Annotated in this window: 13 protein-coding genes; 7 read left to right on the top strand and 6 right to left on the bottom strand. The window is 56.1% G+C overall.

Features of this window, described 5'->3' with window-relative positions; all coding sequences use genetic code 11:
• Positions 1 to 82 precede the first annotated feature (82 nt).
• From asnS to CGZ80_RS16480, 4 genes are all read left to right on the top strand, one after another.
• Complete coding sequence (gene asnS, locus CGZ80_RS16490; protein WP_094416521.1) at positions 83 to 1477, top strand: asparagine--tRNA ligase; 1395 nt, start codon at positions 83 to 85, stop codon at positions 1475 to 1477.
• A gap of 127 nt (positions 1478 to 1604) precedes the next feature.
• Complete coding sequence (locus CGZ80_RS28685) at positions 1605 to 1964, top strand: hypothetical protein (RefSeq protein WP_233148471.1); 360 nt, start codon at positions 1605 to 1607, stop codon at positions 1962 to 1964.
• Positions 1965 to 1998: 34 nt separating this feature from the next.
• On the top strand, positions 1999 to 3186 hold the full coding sequence (locus CGZ80_RS16485; protein ID WP_233148470.1) for a Na+/H+ antiporter NhaC family protein: 1188 nt from the start codon (positions 1999 to 2001) through the stop codon (positions 3184 to 3186).
• A gap of 185 nt (positions 3187 to 3371) precedes the next feature.
• Positions 3372 to 4730: a L,D-transpeptidase family protein gene (locus CGZ80_RS16480; protein WP_094416415.1), complete on the top strand. Its 1359-nt coding sequence runs from the start codon at positions 3372 to 3374 to the stop codon at positions 4728 to 4730.
• A gap of 272 nt (positions 4731 to 5002) precedes the next feature.
• Here CGZ80_RS16480 and CGZ80_RS28040 read toward each other — a convergent pair whose 3' ends face one another.
• The gene (locus CGZ80_RS28040) at positions 5003 to 5140 is read right to left on the bottom strand and encodes a hypothetical protein (RefSeq protein WP_158222735.1); all 138 of its coding nucleotides are present in this window, start codon (positions 5138 to 5140) and stop codon (positions 5003 to 5005) included.
• 124 nt (positions 5141 to 5264) lie between these two features.
• Between CGZ80_RS28040 and CGZ80_RS16475 the strand changes: the two genes are divergently transcribed.
• Positions 5265 to 6827 carry a hypothetical protein gene (locus CGZ80_RS16475; protein WP_143543975.1) on the top strand — a complete coding sequence of 521 codons (1563 nt, stop codon included), beginning with the start codon at positions 5265 to 5267 and terminating at the stop codon, positions 6825 to 6827.
• Between the two features lie 12 nt (positions 6828 to 6839).
• On the opposite strand, the gene CGZ80_RS16470 is transcribed toward CGZ80_RS16475, so the two are convergent.
• The 5 genes from CGZ80_RS16470 to glgX all read right to left on the bottom strand — a co-directional run bounded on the left by CGZ80_RS16470 (position 6840) and on the right by glgX (position 13112).
• Complete coding sequence (locus CGZ80_RS16470; protein ID WP_094416519.1) at positions 6840 to 7871, bottom strand: DUF1570 domain-containing protein; 1032 nt, start codon at positions 7869 to 7871, stop codon at positions 6840 to 6842.
• Between the two features lie 179 nt (positions 7872 to 8050).
• Complete coding sequence (locus tag CGZ80_RS16465; RefSeq protein WP_094416411.1) at positions 8051 to 9619, bottom strand: ABC transporter permease; 1569 nt, start codon at positions 9617 to 9619, stop codon at positions 8051 to 8053.
• The gene (locus CGZ80_RS16460; protein ID WP_094416409.1) at positions 9619 to 10200 is read right to left on the bottom strand and encodes a DUF2141 domain-containing protein; all 582 of its coding nucleotides are present in this window, start codon (positions 10198 to 10200) and stop codon (positions 9619 to 9621) included. The genes CGZ80_RS16465 and CGZ80_RS16460 overlap by 1 nt, the downstream gene beginning before the upstream one ends.
• 31 nt (positions 10201 to 10231) lie before the next feature.
• Positions 10232 to 10807 carry a dCTP deaminase gene (gene dcd, locus CGZ80_RS16455; RefSeq protein WP_094416407.1) on the bottom strand — a complete coding sequence of 192 codons (576 nt, stop codon included), beginning with the start codon at positions 10805 to 10807 and terminating at the stop codon, positions 10232 to 10234.
• A 202-nt stretch (positions 10808 to 11009) separates the two neighbouring features.
• Complete coding sequence (gene glgX, locus CGZ80_RS16450; RefSeq protein WP_094416405.1) at positions 11010 to 13112, bottom strand: glycogen debranching protein GlgX; 2103 nt, start codon at positions 13110 to 13112, stop codon at positions 11010 to 11012.
• A 476-nt stretch (positions 13113 to 13588) separates the two neighbouring features.
• On the opposite strand from glgX, the gene purM reads away from it, so the two are divergent.
• A complete protein-coding gene (gene purM / locus CGZ80_RS16445) occupies positions 13589 to 14647 on the top strand; it encodes a phosphoribosylformylglycinamidine cyclo-ligase (protein WP_094416517.1) in 1059 nt (352 codons plus the stop codon).
• A 200-nt stretch (positions 14648 to 14847) separates the two neighbouring features.
• On the top strand, positions 14848 to 16500 hold the full coding sequence (locus CGZ80_RS16440) for a BBP7 family outer membrane beta-barrel protein (RefSeq protein ID WP_094416403.1): 1653 nt from the start codon (positions 14848 to 14850) through the stop codon (positions 16498 to 16500).
• The last annotated feature ends 188 nt before the right edge of the window (positions 16501 to 16688 follow it).

Raw genomic sequence — 16688 nt, 5'->3', positions numbered from 1 at the left:
ACGATTCCCGATTGTGATGGGCCGCGAGGCACGATAACTTTTGGAGAACAAACGTCGTTTCCTCGCACCGGATGATTGCAACATGGCCGATTGGATTTCCGTCAAAGAGGCTCGCCAAGCCGCTTCGATCGCAACTGACCGCGAAGTCCGTGGCTGGGTTCGCACCCGCCGCGACAGCAAAGGCGGTTTCAGCTTCATCGAACTCAATGACGGTTCCTCGCTGGGCAACCTGCAAATCGTCGCCCCCGCGGATCTCGCCAACTATGAAAGCGAAATCCAAAAACTGACCGCCGGGTGCAGCGTCATCGTCCAAGGCGAACTCAAAGAATCGCCCGCCAAAGGCCAAGCCACCGAACTGCACGCGACCGACGTTCGCGTACTCGGCTGGGCGGATCCAGAAACCTACCCGCTGCAAAAGAAACGCCACTCATTCGAAAAGCTGCGTGAATGGGCTCACCTGCGAACCCGCACCAACACCCTCGGCGCGGTGATGCGTGTTCGCGACCAGATCAGCCAGTCGATCCACGGCTTCTTTCACCAAAACCGCTTTGCTTATGTGCACACGCCGATCATCACGGCCAGTGACTGCGAAGGGGCAGGGGAGATGTTCCGCGTGACGACATTGGACTTGGAACGGCTTGCCGCATCAGGCAAACCGGTCAACTACTCGTACGACTTCTTTGACAAGCCGACGTTCTTGACCGTCAGCGGGCAACTCGAAGGCGAAACGTATGCGACCTCACTCGGCCGAATTTACACCTTCGGACCAACGTTCCGCGCCGAGAACAGCAACACGAGCCGCCACTTGGCGGAGTTCTGGATGATCGAACCAGAAGCAGCGTTCTTCGATCTGGCGGACAACATGGACTTGGCCGAGCGATTCCTGAAGCACGTCTTCACCGAAACGTTGTCGAACTGCCAAGAGGACATGGAGTTCTTCAACCAGATGATCGAAAAAGGCAAGCTGGAGCAGATCAAGGCCGTCATCGACAAACCGTTCGAACACATGACCTACACCGAGGCGATCAAGGTCCTCGAATCCTGTGGCGAAAAATTCGAATACGAGATCCAATGGGGCACGGACCTGCAAGCTGAGCACGAGCGGTTCCTGACCGAAAAACACGTCGGCGGCCCGTTGATCCTGACGGACTATCCTTCGTCCATCAAACCGTTCTACATGCGTTTGAGCGATGACGAAAAAACGGTGGCAGCGATGGACGTCTTGGTTCCTGGCGTCGGCGAGATCATCGGCGGCAGCCAACGTGAAGAACGCTTGGATGTGCTGCAGCAACGCATGGCGGCCCAATCACTGAACGAAGACGATTACTGGTGGTACGTCGACCTGCGTCGCTATGGCACCGTACCACACGCAGGCTTTGGGTTGGGTCTGGAACGCGCCGTCCAGTATGTCACTGGGATGACCAACATCCGCGACGTGATTCCGTTCCCACGGACACCGGGACACGCCGAGTTCTAATCGCAGAACGCGATGTTGTGTCGTTACCGTTGACCATTTGACACTCGATCAATGAGTACCGGGTCAATCGGCCCCTTCACCGATCATTGACTGGACGCTGCCACACGAATCCTGGACGATAGGCCGCATGGAATACGGAGCCGCTTCGCTGTTGCCGCCGCTGGTGGCGATTCTGTTGGCGATTTTAACTCGCCAAGTCGTGCTGCCCCTACTGTTTGGCGTAGGGGTCGGTGCGTTCATTCTGTCGCCCCAAGACGCCACGTGGGCGGAGCCGATCAGCGGCTTGGTGATCGCAATCTGGAATTCGGTCAGCGACCATGATCACCTGCTGGCCCTCGCGTTCAGTCTGCTGCTCGGTGCGATGGTGGGTGTCTTAGAAGCCGGCGGCGCAATGGAAGACTTGGTCACCAAAGTTGCTCGCCGAATCAAAAGTCGCCGTGGTGCCCAAACCATGATCGCAACGACAGGCTTGGCCGTTTTTTTTTGACGACTACGCCAACACACTTCTCGTCGGCGGCACGATGCGATCGACTGCCGATCGATACAAGATCTCGCGGAGCAAGCTCGCCTATTTGGTCGATTCGACGGCCGCACCGGTCGCGGGACTGTCATTGATCAGTACCTGGGCCGCCACCGAGATCACGTACATGTCCGAAGGCTTGAGCGATGCGGGAATCACCACCGCATCCGCCGGTTTTGAGCTGTTCATGCAGTCGATCCCCTATCGGTTTTATCCACTGCTCGCCTTGGTGATGGTATTCATCATCGCTCGTACCGATCGCGATTTCGGACCGATGCGAAAAGCGGAAGCGAATCTCGAACCGCCCAAAACCCGCAATACGAAAATACGCCAACGAGCCGAAATTCGTCGCAGTTGGATCCCGACGCTCGTTCCCATCGCGACTTGCATCGCCACCGTTTTGGCCGTGCTTGCGGTTACGGGCTACCAAGAGATCGGCGAACGCGATCCCGCAATTTCTTTTTTGCGTTACTTCGGTTTGGTGATCGGCAACGGACAATCGTACTGGGCCCTGGTCGCCGGCGGCGGAGCAGGGTGGCTGATGTCGATCGTCACCCATGGATGGATTTGTGGTTCAACGCCCGACTTCCTAGCGCGATCATCGGTTCGCGGCGCGTGGCAGATGATGCCAGCGATCGTCATCCTTTGGCTCGCTTGGTCGTTGTCCGCAATGACCGGTAAAGATGCGCTCGATACCGGCGGATACTTGTCCAGTTTGCTCAGTGACACGTTAAACCCAAAGCTCTTGCCGACATGCGTGTTCGTGATCGCGGGGCTGATGGCGTTTTCGACCGGAACCAGTTGGGGAACGATGGGTATCCTGACGCCGCTGTCAGTGACCTTGGCGATCAAACTTGACGAGGCGACCGGTGGGGCAGGACTCGCCGATAGCTCGATCTGCTTGGCAACCTGCGGGAGCGTCCTGGCGGGTGCAATTTTTGGTGACCACTGTTCTCCGATCAGCGACACCACCGTACTGTCCAGCCGGGCCAGCGAATGCGACCACGTGGACCATGTCCGCACTCAGCTTCCCTATGCACTCGTTGTCGCGGTGGTTTGTATTTTGCTAGGCACCTTACCCGCCGCCTGGGGAGTGTCGCCTTGGATCAGCCTTGCCGTTGGCAGTATCACGCTGATTGCGATCGTCCGCTGGATCGGAAAGCCAAACGTGGTTGCCGAATTGGACTAGCTGCCACCACAGCAAATCCGCTACGAGTGCCCCATAGACTCTGTCTCAAACTTCGAACGAAGCATTTTTAGATCTGATTCGGTGAATCTGCTGCGATCGCCTTGCGAGAGCGACATGGATTCCGACCGAGCTCGCCGAAGTTATTTACAGGAAATACTCGCACGAATCCGTCATGGAGGACTGTCGTGCAAACGATCAAGACCGCCGCTATTGTTGTTCTTATGCTGACCGTGCTTTACGGCGGCTACGTCTCGATGACCACGCCCCCCGAACCGTCACCGGCGGATCTGGAAGGTATTTTGGTAATCGACGAATCCGGAACAGGTTCTTTCGGCCCCGAGCCGTTGATGCCTGATTCGTTGATGCACGACCTAGCCATGCAAGAATCCACAGGTTCGCGTGCCGACCATTCGCTGGGCCTCAGTCAGCCTCCGGCCGGATTGCTCGATGAATCGCCAACCGATTCGCATGCATCATCTCATCACTCGCACGGTCAACCTGCGAACCAATTTGATGCGACCGCCACCGACCTGCTGACGCCACCGACATCGCCGCAATCACAAGCGTCGAAAACGTCCGCCGAATCACCCGGAATGTCGTTCGCCGACCTGAACCCGGCGACCGGCTTACCAAGCGATGATGCCCCAAACAACGACATGCCACGGGCGCTGCCTTCGGTGAACTCCACCAAGACTGCGGTGACGCCGGGACCGATTGACTCGTATGCGTCCACGCCCAACGAATTCGAACTGCCAGACCCAACAAACGCAGCAAGCGACTTCGGATCGTCCAGTTTTTCGGACCCCGGCATGACGCTCGAAAGCGGTGCCAATGCATCGCAGAATAACCTCGGCCTGAAAAACGCGATCGCTGCCGCCGACAAGCTCTACCAACAAGGCAACTTGAAAGAGGCACTCTCGACGCTCAGCTTGTTCTACGGCATGCCTGATATCAGCGAAGCCCAACGAGCCGAGTTGATGAGTCGACTTGATCCGCTCGCACGCGAAGTCATCTATTCACAGCGACACCTGCTCGAACAACCTTACAAAGTCAACGGTAGCGAATCGCTGCGTGACATCGCCGATGCCTACCAAGTGCCTTGGCAATTGCTTAGCAAGATCAACAACGTCAGCAACCCGATCACCGTGTTGCCTGGAACCGAGCTGAAAATCGTTCGTGGTCCGTTCCGCGCCGAAGTCGACCTGACCGGCAAAGTCATGACGATGTTCCTAGGCGACCTCTACGCCGGTCGATTCAACATCGAAGTCGGCAAAGATCCTGTGCCAACACCGGGCACGTTCACCGTTCAAGACAAACAGACCTCGCGGACGTTCTACGGTCCCAACGGAGCGACCATCGCCGCCGGACAACCGGAAAATCCCTACGGTAAACTGTGGTTAGATCTCGGCGGCCAACTGTGCATCCACGGCAGCCCCAACACGGTCAAGCCCACCAGCACCGGATGCATCAGCGTCGCCGGCGATTATTCCGAAGATGTGTTCGGTATCCTCAGCCAAGGGTCAACCGTCACGATCAAGCGATAACGCGTCGCGTTTCGCCAATGAATCAAACCCAACAAACATCCGGCCTGAATCTCGGGCCGGATGTTTTTTATGCGCGGCCAGAATCGCTCCCCCCGTCTACAATAGAGGACTCGTCTATAACAATTGGGTACGAAACGATTCCCCGGCTTGGTTTCCCGATTCGCGATGCCGCAATTTCAATGCAAATGCCCGTTTTGCCAAACAGCCATGCGGCTAAATGTGCAAGCAACAGGCAAAGTTAAAACGACTTGTCCGAACTGTCAAAAGTCGTTTCAGTTAAACGTTCCGAGTAGTGCATCTGCCGCGCCTGCACCTGTCGCCGCACCACTTGCCGGTCCGAGCGTGTTCGACTCTTTACCAGGGACATCGACAGCATCGGGGCCTGATTTTGGCAGCGATCCGTTTGGCATGCCGCCCTCCGCCACTGTTTCGACTGGGCGACCAGCCTACATGCAAACTGCCGCGAAACCCAACAAGGCAGTTCGCTTCGCACGGCGCAAGTTCCCCGTGTTACCGATCGTCATCGGAGGGGGGGTGCTCGTTCTCATTCTGGGAATCACTGCCGCGCTGTTCTTCGTTGACGTCAAAGACCTCAATCCAACGAAACTGGTCGCCAATTTGCAATCGGCGATGGATTCGCGCAGCAGCATCCTTGCGGAAATGAAATCGCTCGCCGAGCAAGCTGAAGCGGTTGGCAGACAATTGCCTAAAGGTGACCAGAGTGAAGCGTCCGCGGAAAAACTGCTTGCTTTCGCGGACGATTTCGAAGCGTTGATGTTGCGTGCTTGCCGGTTACCGGCTCAGCCAACGGAACTGAGCGAAGCGTCGTTCAAAATCCACGATGATAAAAAAGTAAAGCCAAACCAAAACCCGCTGGGCGATTTCAAGGCAGATCCGTTCTGGTTGGCCGATATGACCGCGCCACAGGAAAAACATGTCACTCGCGCGATCACTAAATTGACGCTCGCGCAAATGGCGATCTACGGCATCGCCACCAACAATTCGGTCGAGTTGCCTGATCCCCTGACCTACCAGAATGAACAGCTTGACTGGACCGATAACGACCGACGACTGCTTGCCATCGTTCGTTTGCAGGGGCAGTTCAAACGTGACATCGTCCGAGGCATCGCCCAACTCGACGGCAGTACGGCGAGCGAATCGGACCTCGCAAAATTGCACGGAATCATTGACGACTACGCGGCACGTGCGCGGAAGCTCATCGACAAAGATGGCAAGAGCAAGTTCATGGTCTTCTTGGCCAAATACACCGACTACACCCGTCAGGAGACCACCTCCGGTCTTGCCCTAAACGGCCTCAAGGGCTGGCTAAAGGGGCACCCTGAGATGCAGAACGACGAACTGACGTTCATCTTGGAAAGTGCCAGAGACTTGGATGAAGACATCGAAGAGTTGATGTTCAAACCCAAGGGCTCTCGGCTCGTCGTCGCAGAGACATCGTCTAAAACGCGCTTCGATACAATCACCGCCGAAGCGGAAGCCAAACGTGTCGCAGAAGCCAAAGCTCTCGAAGACGCGCGCAAGGCTGCCGAGGAACAAAAGAAACGCAACGAACAACGCAACGCAGAACGACTTGCCGAAGCCAAGCGGCGATCGGAAGAACTCTCGGCCCAATCACAGCCGAAAGATCAGAATGCGATCGCGGACAACGACACCTCCAATGAACCGAACTCGTATCCCGGTTTCGGCGGCAGACGCCCCGATTCAATGAGCCCCCGAACAATGGGATCAGCTCGTTCTCGGATGCAGGGTGGCCCCACCGGACCGAGGCCCGGTTTCGGAGGCCAACCATCAAGCGGACAATCCACACGCGGAACGGGAGCACCTGCCCCGGGTCCCAACGATGTTGTTATCAACGTCAGCAACATCGACAACGTGGACATGAATTCGTTCAGGCGTTCGTTGCCTGACTGGTTGATCAAGCACTATTCGCTTTCGATGTCACACAGTAACGGAAAAATGACAGTTCGCATCATCAACTTTGATCGTCCAATTGCCGAACTCGAAAGCGCCTTTCCGGAATTCGAATTTGAAGGCCTCGACAATGCGAGCCGCACGATCAACGCCCGGAAGAAATAGTCTGCGTCGCGACTACGACCCGAGATAACGTCGCATATAAAGCAGGAACTCCTTATCAAGCTCCGCGATCGGTTTGCCGAAAATCCGCTCGAACATTTCGACGCGATCGCGAGGCGTTTTCTTTCGCATCGGCTTTCCTTCGCTCAGCTCCTTTAAGTAGGCAACGTATTCTTCCCGATGTGTTTTCAGCAGGTAATACGTCAACGCCCAGCCTTCGGCGTAAGCATCCGTTGCCGAATCGGTATCGCGAAACCTCTCGTCATCGGAAATCAGTGTGACTAACGAATCAGCGGGCCGGTTCGGTGCAAAGAGTTTCCATCGCTGCAGGTTCACTTCATTGACACGGCCGACCCCACGCCATTTCGACGCGCTCTTGTAGTCAGGAGCTTCGAAAAATAATGCCAAACCCTCACTGACCCACATCGGATTGTCAGCGAACCGCGTTTGCAAACCGCAGTTGTATGCCAGCTGGTGTGTTGCCTCATGAATGATCGTCGACACATTGCGGTTCAAGTTCGGAACGTTGAACGTTGTCATCCGATTGCTGGACAAGTGGTAATAGCCGATCACCACGTTCGCCGTGTCGCCGACTTCGACTGTCGCATGCTTCAAAAAATCACCTTGGTCCGCGAACACGAGCGCGACCAGGGGAAACTCAGGCTCTGGCAACCGCCAACGCTGATTCCGCCAGTATGCATAAAACCCTTTGTGAAGCTGTTCGAACAACAGCCCGACTTGTTTGACATACGCTTCGTTGGCGTTGTACGCGATGATGTAATGGGCCGTTTGATAGATCGCAAATCCAGGCGGCAGCTCCTCTCGCATGCGGTCCGCCATTTCGTCCGACGAGATCGGTTCGAACGCGTCTTCGTTGGACTCACGTTTGATGATCTGTTCTGGCTGGATCATCCAAATTCGTCCGTCATCACTTTGCAGCATTAGCCCGCCGTCTTGGGCTTCTACTAAGATCCGCCCTTTGACGGTGCGAACCGGTTTTGGAATCCCGTTGACCAAATCGTCTTCGCTAGATTTAAAAGTAACCATCTCGACAGCGAACACACTGGCGATCTGGAAACAGATGACGAATGCGAAAACCGCCAGTCGGTGTCCAAGTCGGGGTCGTTGACAAATTGATTGGATCATTCGTCGTCGCAAAGTGAATCGAATTTGTTGTGATGCAGGCTGCCGAAACGGCATTTCAGTCTACGTTATTCGTCGCCGCACTACCAACGCGCGCCGCCATTCGGGCGACGACCGCGATGCCGAACCAGTAAAATCGCTGCCACGACAACAAATAACAGGTACCAGAACGCCAGAGATGCCTCTTGATATCGCGCCCCGCTGTGCAAAAGGCCAAATAAACGAGTTCCCACGGTCGCTACGCCTGGAGGGATCACCGGCATTGACGCAGGCACGTCGCCGCTTGATACGATCGCAGACCCAACAAAAGCGATGATCAACGAGCGAAACAGCAGGGGGCGTTCGACACACCAAAGACGACTCGCCCAGCCGAAATCCATCTGGGACGCATCTTTAATCTGCGAGTCTAGCCCCAAGTACGCCGCACGTAGCACCCAATAGCTGACCGGTAACGCGCGAACCGACAGGGCCAAAAGCGTCGGTATCAGTGTCTGTTGGTAGAGGGCCGAAAATCCTGGTATCGGAAGCGTAAAGAATCGTACGAGCACCAAGCCAATCAGCGGGCCAGGGATCAGAAACAATGCCAGCGTGGCTCCGTCCAGCAATGGCCGCATCCAGGTCCGCACTTGCGAGAGCGACACCAAACACCAAGCTACGCTGACACACAACACGCCCGTCATCGACGCGATCACCAACGTTGTTTGATATTCTGACGAGAACTCTCGCAGGGCCCTGCTAAGCACCTCGGCAGTCCGCAAGGCACTCCAGTGCACCTGAACCACACTTTCGCCAGCGACCTGTTCGACCGTCGTTTGTTGTCCGACTTTGATCACAATTCCGGTCAACGGAAATGCAAACAGCAAGCTTGAATAGCCAACCGCAAATAGAAACGCGATCGCTCGTATCGGAAGGTTTACTTCCCTGGTAAAGCGATTGTCGTTTTCGCATTCAGATCGATGTTGTTGATCGATGAGACGCGCATCCAAAACCCTGCACAGCCGGAACAACAAGATCGAAATCAGCGTGATGCCGATCACACAGGGCAGCACCAACAACATCAACACCGACATCAAAGACGGATCGACGACGTAGAACAAATAAAACTCGTCCGCGATCGTTCGCACCCCATAAAGATCGACCACGGTCATTTCCGAAGCGGCCAATACCGCCGTCGCGAGCGCCGACGCGACAACCCAGTTTCTGGCAAGTGGCAACCGCACGCGCCACCAAGTCCAAATTGGGCCTCCATCAAACCGACTGGATTCGATCACCGACGGGGCGATACGACTGGTGCCGAACAGCGTCGCTAAAGCAACCAGCGAACTTCCGAAAAGCGAATGGATCCAAACGCTGGCGACAAAGCCGGTGTAACGTCCTGCGATTCCCGCATAGGTCCGCGCGGATGTCTGTGAAAGCGACAGCCAACCAAATTTACCGGCTGTCGATTCCCAGGCGGCCGCATGCATCACCAGCGGTGTTGCGATACATCCGACAATCCCGATCATGCAAAACAAGACTGCCGCTCTGCAGACCCACCGGTCTCGTGGAATCAGCGAAAGGCAAAACGCCAAGACGACTCCAAACACCGTCGCTGTGATAACCGACAGCGACATTAACTCGAGCGTCAGCAGCAGTGGACGAAGCCACGGCATCAGTAAACCCGAATCTCGATCACCTCGGGCTCCGCCGGACGCTTGACCAACGTCTGTTCATAAGTCGGCGGGCCGAACAGGTTACGGGCGTTATTCGAAAACCCATAGGGCTCCACAGGCGCATTCAAGAGCGCCCGATTCAGCACGCCATTGTCGTCCAGGTCGTGGAACGCGGCGATCGAAAACTCCTCCGGCAAGAAACTCAAATCGATCTCCCAAACGACGAAGCCGTCGATCGGCTGTAGTGCGTCTTTGATGATCGCTTTTTCGGGGTTGCCGAATGCTTCGAGTGAATCGTAAACCGCGATTCGGATCGGGCCCGTGGCGGCGGTTTGGTCCGTCGCGACTCGAATCAACAATGCGTTTTCAGGCAGCTCCGCCGCCGGCTCGGAGCCGTTGGCAAGACTTTCCAGATCAGGACTTTCCGCGGGCGGCGGGGTCGTCCAAATCAACGTCGTGCCCGCCAAAAGGATCAGCAACGCGAATCCAAGCAGGGCCGTGCCGTGGCTTTCTTTCCAAGCACGTTTCAGTTGACCCTTTCGACGCGTTTCTGCGGGGAATTTAAAGGTTGGACTGGGCATTTAGCTCTCTTCGACACCAACGATGGCGCCTTCACTCTCTCGTCGAATCACCGAAATTCAGTTCCAGTTGCGAATCATCAACGCCACACCCAAATTCGCGATACAGCAAACTGGGCTGGATGTCCCTGCTGTGCTGGTACTTGTCGCTGCAGTAATCCGAACCTTCGCCGAACAACTGCTGATAATAGATCTGACAAACCTGCATTCCACGATAAATTCGCACGGGTTGGACACAATGCATTTCCAGCGTCCAGGTCCCACAGTAACCGACTTCACCGAGCGAGCCGCCTGGATTGATAAACAACCCGAGCCGCCCCAAGGAACTGCGGCCTTGGATCATGGGGACCAAACGATGTGTTTCGGTGTACTCACATGTGCGTCCCAGATACAGCACGTTGGGCTGCAAAGTCAGGCCTTCATCCGGAATCGTCAAGCGGCGGTAGCGGTTCGGTACGGCCGCATCCAACACGATTTCCTCGTACACCAACAATTCGTCGTGCAGGGCAAGATTGTAGCTGTTGGGGTTCAATCGATCGGAATCAAACGGATCGATTTGAATCTCACCGTCCTCAAGACGTCGGCGGATTTCGTCGCAGGAAAGCAGCATCGTCGAGGCAAATCAGGAGAACGGAGAAGAGCAACCACCAACGTCGATTTTAACACATTCCGCCGTGGTCCACGCGCACCGATTGTAGAAGCCGAAATGATTCCGGGCATGCCCACCGGGGAGGGCAATCGCGATTCTGATTCGGCTCGGCGGGAACGGGTTCCTCACCGAGCCGACTCACGTTCAATCTCACACCGACGCGTTATTTGCGTCGCTTGTTCGAGATTCGGCCGCTGACAAACACTTTCAAGCTGTGGCAGGGCACGCTGATTTGGCGGTTACTTGGCGGCATCGGCCCGTCGAGATCTGGAAAAATATCCTTCGGCGATTCGGCTGCCGTGTCAACGAACAGATTCCATTTCATTCCGCGGCCGACTTCTGGCAACTGCTGAATCCGATCTTGTCCGGTACTGTTGAACATCATCAAGATGTCACGACCTTGACCGGTCGGATCTTCCACTCGGCTTGGTGCCGCGATGTACGCCACCATGCTCAAATGATGCTGTCCCCAATCTAATGGGTGCCCTTCGTCGGAGTACCATGCAACGTCGTTGATCAAGCGACCATCAACAGGTTGCCCGGTCAAGAAATTGGTACGTCGAACGGTCGGCTGTGCTTTGCGGAACTTGGTCAATCCCTGAACGAACCGCAACACATCGGCGTTCTTTTCGACCATCCGCCAATCGAACCAACTAATGTCGTTGTCTTGGCAGTAGGCATTGTTGTTGCCGCGCTGCGTGCGACGAACTTCATCGCCGCTGACCAGCATCGGCACGCCTTGCGAAAGCAACAACGTGGCCAACATGTTTCGCACCTGACGGGCACGAATCGTATTGACACCCTTGCGACGCGTTGGGCCTTCGACGCCATAGTTGTCGCTGATGTTGTGGTTGTCACCGTCGCGATTGTCTTCGCCGTTGGCCAAGTTGTGCTTGTCCTTGTACGAGACAAGGTCGCTTAGCGTGAAACCGTCGTGACTGGTGATGAAGTTGATACTGCAAAACGGCGGACGTCCGGCGTGCTCGTACAAGTCACTGCTTCCGGCCAAGCGGGTCGCGAGTGCTCCCAAGGTCCCGCCATCGCCACGCCAAAAACCACGCACGTCATCGCGGTAACGCCCGTTCCATTCGGCCCAGCGGTGGTTGCCGAACGAACCGACTTGGTAAGCACCAGCGGCATCCCATGCTTCGGCGATAATTTTGGTATCAGCCAACAATGGGTCTTCGGCAATCAACTCAACCATCGGTGGGTTGGGGATCAAGTTACCGCTGCGGTCACGCGACAGAATACTGGCGAGGTCAAAGCGGAAACCGTCGATGTGATAGTTGTGCACCCAGTGTCGCAAGCAGTGGAAAATCATCTCACGAACAACGGGGTGGTTGCCGTTGATCGTGTTGCCACAACCGCTGTAGTTGGAGAAGTGCTTGCCTTCGCTCAGGATGTAATAAACTTGGTTTTCCAGGCCCTTGAACGAAAGCGTTGGTCCATTCTCGTTGCCTTCACAAGTGTGGTTGAATACCACATCCAAGATGACTTCGATGCCAGCCGCATGGAGCGCCTTAACCATCGTTTTGAATTCATTGACCTGCGCCCCAGGACGCTTGTCGTGCGCGTAGCCCCGGTGTGGCGAGAAAAACGCCATCGGGTCATAGCCCCAGTAATTCGGACGTTCAGGCGTATTGCCCCAGATATCCAGAATGGGGAACTCGTTGACCGGCATTAACTCGACCGCCGTCACGCCGAGTTCTTTCAGGTAAGGAATTTTTTCGATCACGCCCAAGTAAGTTCCCGGGTGTTTGATCTTCGCCGTGCGACTACGCGTGAAGCCGCGCACGTGCATTTCGTAAATGATCGACTCGCTCAGATCGCGGCGGACGTGTCGATCGTCTTCCCAATCAAAATCGTCTTTGACGACAACACACTTGGGCGGACGCACCACACCGTCGTCGCCGCGTTGGAAAGTCCCGGCAAGCGCTTGTGCATACGGATCAATCAGCCGTGCCGCCGAATCGAATCGCTGGCCCTTCTCGGGATCCCAAGGTCCACTGGCTTGAAAATGATACAACTGCCCCGGTTCCAAGCCGTTGACAGACAAACTCCACACGTCGCCCCAGCGATCGGTGTCACGATCAAATTCGATGACGTCCGCCGGTTCCGGATCGGTGACTTTGTTGTACAGCAACAAACGCATCGCCGTCGCAGAACGGCTAAAAACCGAAAACTGGACGCCGCCGTCTTGAACCGTGGCCCCGAAAGGCGGCTGATAGGTGAATTGGAGGTTTCCGGTAGGTTGTCGCATAAGCATGTTGTGGGGGTCTCCTTCAATCCCAATGTTTGCTAAGTCTGCCGCAGTGCTTCGAACTCACCGATGCCCAGGCGGAGCACGGCGACTGCCCAAAACCCTACCACTCGGCTAACCTATTTCACTCAACGACAACGCCGAGAGTCGTAAACAGGACGAGTATCGGAAACTGCGGTAACTATTGGCGACACATTGACGAAGAAACCTCACCTACGGGTCAGTGAAGGGCTGTGGGTTGCAACCGATGCAGGGTGTGATCCCCCCAGCGAAAGCTAATTTACTGTAAGAGTTTACCGTTCCATTGACAATTTGACCGCATCGACAGCCACCCGTGTGGCCATCTGTCACCTGCCGGTACCAACCTTCTGCACTAGCCCCGTTTAATGGCGGCTTGTGGGCCAGACGGCTACCGAATTTTGGCGTTCGATGTCAAACTGCACACTTTGCTTGCTAAGCCTCCCCATCAACGAATTCGCTACATGGCTGCGACCTACAAAGATGCCGGCGTCGACCTGGACGTTTATGCCGAATCCATGCGTCGACTCCCCCAATTGATGCATCGAACTTTCAGCCCCCGGGTTATCCCCAGCGATGGCGGGTTCGCGGGATTATTCCAGCTGGACTTCGCTGGCAAGCTGTTCGCACGCAATTATGACGAACCCGTCCTCGTCAGCGGAACCGACGGCGTCGGCACGAAACTGAAGATCGCCCAACAGACCGGTACGCACCACACCGTCGGGATCGATTTGGTCGGCATGTGCGTCAACGACTTGATGTGCACAGGCGCCGAACCGCTGTTCTTCTTGGACTACATCGCGATGGGCAAAGACGATCCCGAGCGACTGGAAAAGGTCGTCCGTGGAATCAGCGACGGTTGCGTCGAAGGCGACATGGCGCTGCTCGGTGGCGAAACCGCGATCATGCCCGATATGTACGGCACCGACGACTACGACCTCGCCGGCTTTGCAGTCGGCGTCGTCGAGAAAAAGAAAATCATCAACGGCAAGATGATCGGTGAAGGCGACGTCGTTCTCGGGATCGGTGCCAGTGGCCTGCACAGCAACGGTTTCTCGCTGGTGCGCAAAATCATCGCCGACGCGGAGCTGGACTGGTCGGACAAGCCAGCCGAGTTGGGCGGAAAAACGCTCGCCGAAGCCTGCATGGTCCCCACGCGAATTTATGTCTCCGCGATCCGTGCCGTTCAAAACCACTACCGCGTTAAACAGGTCATCCATGGCCTCGCGCACATCACCGGCGGCGGCATCGAAGAAAACTTGGATCGGATCCTGCCTCCGGAACTGGACGCGGAAATCGATGCCAAGTCTTGGGACATCCCGGCGATCTTCCAATTCTTGCAATCAACCGGCAACGTCGACGTCGGCGAAATGCGACGCGTCTTTAACATGGGCATCGGCATGGCCATGGTCGTCAGCGACTTTTATGCGCCAAGCATCCAGTCACGACTCGCCGCAATCGGCATCGACGCCATGCCGATTGGCAAAATCACGTTCGGCAGCGGCAAAGTCCGTTACGTGTAGCTTTCGAATCCGCCGCGCGTGAAACTCAGGTTTCCGGCGCTGCGGCAACCGGCATCACCGCCCCAGCCCGCAAACTTTGCCAATTTCCCTTAAGCGGAACATTCGGCAATGTCGAAGAACAGCATGGCAGACGGTCCGTCGTCGTTTTTTCGCGACGCCACGTTTGACCAGAAGGGATTCGACGCAACGATTGCGAGCCAATGAAATACGACGCTACTGGATATCGTTACTTACAGGCCGTGCTTGCAGGCAGCTGCTTGTTTGCCATGACGAGCACCGCAGCCGCTGATGGGCTGATCCGGAAACGACTACCGGACCGCGAGGTCTATCAATCGCCAACCATCAACGACGGTCAAGCAGCAACGGTTCAAAAGCCGACGGCAAAACGCTTGACACAAACCTCGGTTGCCAAGTTGGTCCCGGCGCCAACCATCGAGCCGCAGAGCCCTGTCGAAACCGAACGGCAGGACATCCCTCTGCCCGTCGTGTTGTCTGAAGCCACCGTCACACAACAAAACGAATCGTCGCAGTTGCAACAGGTTGGGTACGAGCAGCTAGATGCGGTTCAACCAGCCCAACGTGCTGTAACACAGACGAGTGCGAAGCTGGCAAAACGCCCCAAGCAGCACGCGGTCCGGCATGCCATTGTGCAACCCGGAACCACGTCGCATGTCGAGACTTGTTCTTGCAAATCCTGTCAAGCGAACTCGACCATGGCGTCACCAGCCTATCAGGGCGAGGTGATCTATAGCGAACCGACCTACGACGACTACGGCGATCATACCGGGTACGACCTGGGCGGCTGCGATACGATCGGCTGTGACTCGATGGGATGTGCACCATGCATCGGCGACGACTGGTTCGGTTCGGTCGAAGTCATGCTGATGTTCCGCAACGGCGATCACCTGCCGCCATTGGTTACGACCGACCAATTGGACGGCAACTTTCAAGTCTTGTCGGGAGCCGAAAAGGTCTTCGACGAGATGACCACCGGCGGACGCCTGACGCTGGGCATGTGGCTGGATCCTTACAAGGACCGCAGCGTTGTCGGTCGGCTTTGGTTTGCCGGTGAAGAGACGTATGACTTCACGACGAACGATTCGCTGACCGGGACCTTCGGCCGTCCATTCTTTGATGTCGAATTCGACGAGCAAGGCTTCCAAGTGATCGCCGAACCTGGTGTCGCGTCCGGCGAGGTCAAAGTACATGCCGACAGCCAGATTTTTGGTGGCGACGTTTCGATCCGCCAGCTGTGGTACAAGAGCCAAGGTGCGACAGTCGACCTGTTGTACGGCTATCAATACATGCGTGTCGAGGAGAACTTAAGCATCTCGAGTCGCTCGACTTCGCTGGACGGTGTCGACGCGGGAGCAATGATTTCACTTCAGGATTCGTTTGGAATTCAGAACGATTTTCACGGTGCCCAAATCGGCGTCAGCAGTTTCTACCGCGAGGGATGCTGGTCGTTCAGTTCACTTGCCAAAGCGGCGTTCGGGAACACCCGTCGACGCGTCGATCTTTCGGGCAACCAAGTGATCAGTATCGACGGCGATACGGCAACGCAGCCCAACGGATTGTTGGTCCGCGAGAGCAACGCTGGCGTGCACGATGACAACACGTTCGGCTGGGTACCGGAGCTCGACTTCACCCTCGGCTGGCAACGCTTCCCGTCCTTCGATGTGACCTTCGGTTACCACATCATCGCGATGACCGAAGCCCTGCGTCCTTCGGGCGTGATCGATCCCCAGCTCGGCACCGACCTGTCCGACACCACCAACCGTCCCTCGGTCGTCTTCCGCAAAGACACGGTCTACGTCCAAGGTCTCCACTTCGGCCTTTCCTATATCTACTAAAAGGTGTCAGACACCTTTTTGGGGGAATGGGCAACTTTGGTTCAAAAAAAGGTACCTGACACAATACTGTTCGGCACGGAAGTTGTGGTTCGCGATTGATCGGCCCGAGCTGCTCTGGTCGCCTCGCAATTCGAACACTCTGTTTTCAATTGTTCGCGGAGACCGTTGCCATTAGCGCAGCGTGAATG

Origin of the sequence: Rhodopirellula sp. MGV (genome assembly GCF_002251265.1) — a bacterium.
GTDB lineage: Bacteria > Planctomycetota > Planctomycetia > Pirellulales > Pirellulaceae > Stieleria > Stieleria baltica_A.
Note: the sequence above shows the minus strand (reverse complement) of the source record. Positions and strands in the feature narration are given on the sequence as shown.

What these genes read in the sequence shown, in the direction of transcription:
- CGZ80_RS16470 (WP_094416519.1), bottom strand. Translation starts at nt 7,871, where the DNA reads ATGGTTACTTTTAAATCTAGCGAAGACGATTTGGTCAACGGGATTCCA.
- purM (WP_094416517.1), top strand. Translation starts at nt 13,589, where the DNA reads ATGGCTGCGACCTACAAAGATGCCGGCGTCGACCTGGACGTTTATGCC.
- CGZ80_RS16485 (WP_233148470.1), top strand. Translation starts at nt 1,999, where the DNA reads ATGCGATCGACTGCCGATCGATACAAGATCTCGCGGAGCAAGCTCGCC.
- CGZ80_RS16440 (WP_094416403.1), top strand. Translation starts at nt 14,848, where the DNA reads ATGAAATACGACGCTACTGGATATCGTTACTTACAGGCCGTGCTTGCA.
- CGZ80_RS16465 (WP_094416411.1), bottom strand. Translation starts at nt 9,619, where the DNA reads ATGCCGTGGCTTCGTCCACTGCTGCTGACGCTCGAGTTAATGTCGCTG.
- CGZ80_RS16460 (WP_094416409.1), bottom strand. Translation starts at nt 10,200, where the DNA reads ATGCCCAGTCCAACCTTTAAATTCCCCGCAGAAACGCGTCGAAAGGGT.
- CGZ80_RS28685 (WP_233148471.1), top strand. Translation starts at nt 1,605, where the DNA reads ATGGAATACGGAGCCGCTTCGCTGTTGCCGCCGCTGGTGGCGATTCTG.
- CGZ80_RS28040 (WP_158222735.1), bottom strand. Translation starts at nt 5,140, where the DNA reads ATGCCAAACGGATCGCTGCCAAAATCAGGCCCCGATGCTGTCGATGTC.
- dcd (WP_094416407.1), bottom strand. Translation starts at nt 10,807, where the DNA reads ATGCTGCTTTCCTGCGACGAAATCCGCCGACGTCTTGAGGACGGTGAG.
- glgX (WP_094416405.1), bottom strand. Translation starts at nt 13,112, where the DNA reads ATGCTTATGCGACAACCTACCGGAAACCTCCAATTCACCTATCAGCCG.
- asnS (WP_094416521.1), top strand. Translation starts at nt 83, where the DNA reads ATGGCCGATTGGATTTCCGTCAAAGAGGCTCGCCAAGCCGCTTCGATC.